General features: G+C 70.3%; 4 protein-coding genes and 1 pseudogene. 4 read left to right on the forward strand and 1 reads right to left on the reverse strand.

What is annotated here, in order from left to right; translation table 11 throughout:
* A pseudogene (locus MHY30_RS14915) lies at window positions 1-130 on the reverse strand (IS3 family transposase); the annotation flags it as partial.
* Window positions 131-153: 23 nt separating this feature from the next.
* On the opposite strand from MHY30_RS14915, the gene MHY30_RS14920 reads away from it, so the two are divergent.
* From MHY30_RS14920 to trxA, 4 genes are all read left to right on the forward strand, one after another.
* Window positions 154-1,155: a DUF6049 family protein gene (locus MHY30_RS14920; RefSeq protein ID WP_239279191.1), complete on the forward strand. Its 1,002-nt coding sequence runs from the start codon at window positions 154-156 to the stop codon at window positions 1,153-1,155.
* Window positions 1,155-2,774, forward strand: a complete 1,620-nt coding sequence (murJ, locus tag MHY30_RS14925) for a murein biosynthesis integral membrane protein MurJ (protein WP_239279193.1) — start codon at window positions 1,155-1,157, stop codon at window positions 2,772-2,774. The genes MHY30_RS14920 and murJ overlap by 1 nt, the downstream gene beginning before the upstream one ends.
* Before the next feature lie 85 nt (window positions 2,775-2,859).
* Complete coding sequence (gene trxB, locus MHY30_RS14930) at window positions 2,860-3,840, forward strand: thioredoxin-disulfide reductase (RefSeq protein WP_061018795.1); 981 nt, start codon at window positions 2,860-2,862, stop codon at window positions 3,838-3,840.
* Window positions 3,841-3,914: 74 nt separating this feature from the next.
* Complete coding sequence (gene trxA / locus MHY30_RS14935) at window positions 3,915-4,238, forward strand: thioredoxin (protein ID WP_061018793.1); 324 nt, start codon at window positions 3,915-3,917, stop codon at window positions 4,236-4,238.
* The last annotated feature ends 210 nt before the right edge of the window (window positions 4,239-4,448 follow it).

Genomic DNA, 4,448 nt, shown 5'->3' on the forward strand with positions numbered 1-4,448 from the left:
AGTCCACCGCCCACACGAGATTCGGTGCGACCGCTGCCGGGGCGTCGACGGTCGAGGATCCGACGCGTTTGCGCCGCCGCCGCTGGGGGACACGGAGGCCTTCCTCGCGCCAGAGCCGCTGCCGGCGCCGAGACCGTCGCCGCCCTGGGCGCCGTGACGGGCGGCGATGACGCGCCCGTCACGCTCCTGCCGAGCTCGGTCGTGCGATCGGATGCCGGGGCGCACGCCGTCGCGGCCGACACGGACCTGCTCGTCTACGACGCCGGCCTCTCGCGCCTGCTCGAGGACGCCTCCGCGACCGATGCCGACACCGCCCGCGGAGCGCTCCTGGCGGAGTTCACGGCGCGGGCGGCCGTAGGCGACCTCGCCGACCCCCTGCTCGTCACGGTCGACCGCGCGAACGGTCGGTCCCAGGCCGCCCTGCGCGGCGCGATCGACGCGGCGACCGGGCTCCCCGGCTGGACGGCGACCGATCTCGACGGCCTCCTCGCGGCTCCCGCCGCCGCGGTCGACGTCGACTCCGTCCCCGCCGACCAGGACCGCGTCGCGGTGATCGACGGGTTCCGCGCCGCGCAGGGCGGTCTGCAGCGCATCTCGGGTGTGCTCGACGACCCGACGCTGCTCACCTCGTCGGAGCGGGCGACCGAGCTGCAGCTGCTCGGAAACGCGTGGCTCGACGACCGCGAGGGATGGGATGCCGCGATCCAGGCGCAGCGCGAGCGCATCGCCACCTGGACCGACGGCGTCGCCCTCGTCCTCGGCGGCCCCATCACCCTCGCCGGGACCTCCGCGCCCCTCGTCTTCACCGTCCGCAACGACCTGCCGTGGCCGGCCCGTGTCGACCTGCTCGCCTCGCCCGGCGACGCGCGTCTGGTGATCGAGTCGACGACCGAGGTCGAGATCGGCGCCCAGCAGACCAGCCGCGTCGCGATCCCCGTCTCCGCCCTCGTGGGCAGCGGCGAATCCTCCGTCGACCTGCAACTGCGCACCCCGTCCGGCGTCGATATCGGGCGGAGCGAGACCGTCGAGGTGTCGGTGCGCGCCGAATGGGAGTCGGTGGCCCTCGTCATCCTCACCGTCCTCGTGTCCGCCCTCCTCGTCCTCGGCGTCATCCGGACGGTCCGACGGCGCAAGCGGATGCCGGTGGCCCCCTGATGGCCGGCCTCGGACGCGCGAGCGCCACCGTCGCCGCCGGCACTATGGCGTCCCGCATCACGGGACTCATCCGCAACATCGTGCTCACGGTCGCCGTCGGCACCGTCGGCGCGAAGGCTGCGGACTCGTTCGCGATCGCGAACCAGTTGCCGAACTCGGTGTTCGCGCTCATCTCCTCGGGGCTCCTCGCCGGGGTGATCGTCCCGCAGATCGTCAAGGCCGTGAAGACGCACGACGACCGCGGCAGCGCCTTCGTGTCGAAACTGCTGACCCTGGGCGTCCTCGCCCTGCTGGTCGTCACGATCGTCGCCGTCGTGGCGGCGCCCGTGCTCGTGGAGATCTACGCGGGGAGGTTCACCGACCCGGCGGCGAAGACGCTCACCCTCGCCCTCGCCTACTGGTGTCTGCCGCAGCTGCTCTTCTACGGGCTGTACGCGCTCGTGGGCGAGATCCTCAACGCGAACCGCATCTTCGGGCCGTTCGCCTGGTCGCCGATCGTGAACAACCTGATCTCGATCGCGGGCTTCGGCGTCTTCATCGTGCTGTTCGGCACCTACGAGTCGGCCTCGGGCTGGACGGCGGGCATGATCGCGCTGATGGGCGGCACCGCGACCCTCGGGATCGTCGTGCAGGCCGGCATCCTGTTCCTGTTCTGGCGGCGAGCGGGATTGCACGTGCGGCCCGACTTCGGCTGGCGGGGCATCGGCCTCCGCCAGATCGGCCGCCTCGCCGGCTGGACGTTCCTCATGGTCGTCGTCGGGCAGATCGCCGGCGCCTTCCAGATCAACATCGTGGGTGCCGCCTCGGGTCCCGCGGCGGCCGGGGCGACGCTGCAGAACGCGTGGCTCCTGTTCATGCTCCCGTTCTCCGTCATCGTCCTCTCCCTCGGGACCCCGTATTACACGAAGCTCAGCGAGCACGTCGCGGAGGGACGGACGGATGCGGTCACCGCCGACCTGTCCTCGCTCACCCGGACCGTCGGCATCTTCATGGTCGGCATCCTCGCCGCGATGGCCGTGGCCTCCGTGCCGCTGGCGCGCCTGTTCACGACATCGCCGGACAACGCCGTCGCCTTCGCCTGGGTCCTGGGCGCGTACCTGCTCGCGCTCCTGCCGCTGTCGTTCCAGTTCGGCATCCAGCGCACCTTCTACGCCCTCAAGGACACCCGCACCCCCTTCGTGTACACGCTCGTGCAGGCGGCGCTGGTCATCGCGACGGCTCTGGCCGCGTCGGCGCTCGTCGGCGCCGGCATCCTGCCCCTGACCTGGCTCGCCTTCGCGATCGCCCTCGGACAGTCCGTGGCGAACATCCTGCAGTTCGCACTCGCGATCACCCTCCTGCGGCGGAAGATCGGTCCGCTCGGTCTCGGTGCGGCGTTCCGCGGTGTGCTGCGCTTCCTGCTCGCGGCCGTCCCTGCAGCCGCCGCGGGGTGGGCCGTCTTCCTCCTTCTCGGCGGGGTCGAGGGGTGGGCCGTCTCCGAGCGTCTCCCCGGGTTCGTCGGCGCCGCGCTCATCGGCGGGGTCACGCTGCTGGTCTACGGCGGCATCCTGGCCCTGTTCCGCACTCCCGAGCTGGGCGTCGCGTTCCGTGCCGTCCGCCGCTTCCTGCCGGGCCGGTGAGCCCCCCCTCCGTGGAATGCCACGCGGCTACCATGGGTTGAACTGTCCGGGCGCGAACATCGCCCAGACGAAGAGAGGATTCATCGTGCGCAAGGTCATCATCATCGGCTCGGGTCCGGCGGGCTACACCGCGGCGATCTACGCGGCGCGCGCGAACCTGTCGCCCCTCGTCGTCGCCAGCTCGGTCGAGGCCGGCGGAGAGCTGATGAACACGACCGAGGTCGAGAACTTCCCCGGGTTCCCCGAGGGCATCATGGGCCCCGACCTCATGACCAAGATGCAGGAGCAGGCCGAGAAGTTCGGCGCCGAGGTCGTCTATGACGACGTCGTGTCGCTCGACGTGTCGGGCGACATCAAGACCGTCACGCTCGGCCGCGGTGAGACGCACGAGGCCGAGGCGATCGTGTTCGCCACCGGTTCCGCGCCCCGCAAGATCGGCATCGAGGGTGAGACCCGTCTGTCGGGCCGCGGCGTCTCGTACTGCGCCACGTGCGACGGCTTCTTCTTCCGCGAGAAGGTCATCGCCGTCGTCGGCGGCGGCGACTCCGCGATGGAGGAGGCGACGTTCCTCACGAAGTTCGCCTCGAAGGTCTACGTGATCCACCGTCGCGACGAGCTGCGCGCCTCGAAGATCATGCAGGACCGCGCCAAGGCCAACGAGAAGATCGAGTTCGTCTGGAACGCCGAGGTCATCGACGTCCTGGGTGAGGATGCCGTGACCGGCGTGCGTCTGCGCGACACCGTCGACGGGTCCGAGCGCGACCTCGCCCTCGACGGCGTGTTCGTCGCGATCGGCTACGACCCCCGTACGCACCTCGTGCACAACGTCCTCGACATCACCGAGCACGGCACCGTGTGGGTCGACGGCCGCACCTCGAAGACCTCCGTCCCCGGTGTCTTCGCCGCCGGCGACGTCATCGACCCGACCTACCGCCAGGCCGTCACCGCGGCCGGCAGCGGCACGGTCGCCGCCCTCGACCTCGAGCACTACCTCGCCGCGCGCGGCGACGCGGGTGCCCCCGCGCAGGACGCCGCACTGATCGACGGGCTGCCGACCCCCGCCTGAGCGCGGAACAATTGCGGCATCCGCTGCGTTTTCCCCTCTGACACCCACGTGTCGATTCCTAAGGAGACAGACATATGACCGCCAAGGCCACGAGTGAGAGCACCTGGCAGCAGGACGTCATCGACGCCGAAGGCCCCGTCCTGGTGGACTTCTGGGCGGCGTGGTGCGGACCCTGTCGCATGGTCGGCCCCATCCTCGACGAGATCCAGACCGAGAACCCCGAGAAGATCACGGTTCTGAAGCTCAACGTCGACGAGAACCCGCAGCTCGCCATGGAGTACCAGATCACGTCGATCCCGGCAATGAAGGTCTTCAACAAGGGCCAGGTCGAGAAGACGATCATCGGCGCCAAGCCGAAGTTCGCCCTCGAGCAGGACCTCGCCGACTACATCGGCTGAGCACCCCACGTCACGAAGGACCCGCGCGACCCCGGTCGCCGGGTCCTTCGTCGTTTCCGCGCCGCCGGAACATCCGCGCCCACCACGACGGTGGGCCGCCCCCTTCATTCGGTCCGGTCGCTGTGCGAGTCGTCGGTTTCCAGTTGATGGGTGCATTGCCGAGCGTAGTCGACCGGTGCGAGGTATCCGAGCGATGAGTGCCGGCGGTCA

Origin of the sequence: Microbacterium sp. ACRRU (genome assembly GCF_022346945.1) — a bacterium.
In the GTDB taxonomy this organism is placed as follows: Bacteria; Actinomycetota; Actinomycetes; order Actinomycetales; family Microbacteriaceae; genus Microbacterium; species Microbacterium mcarthurae.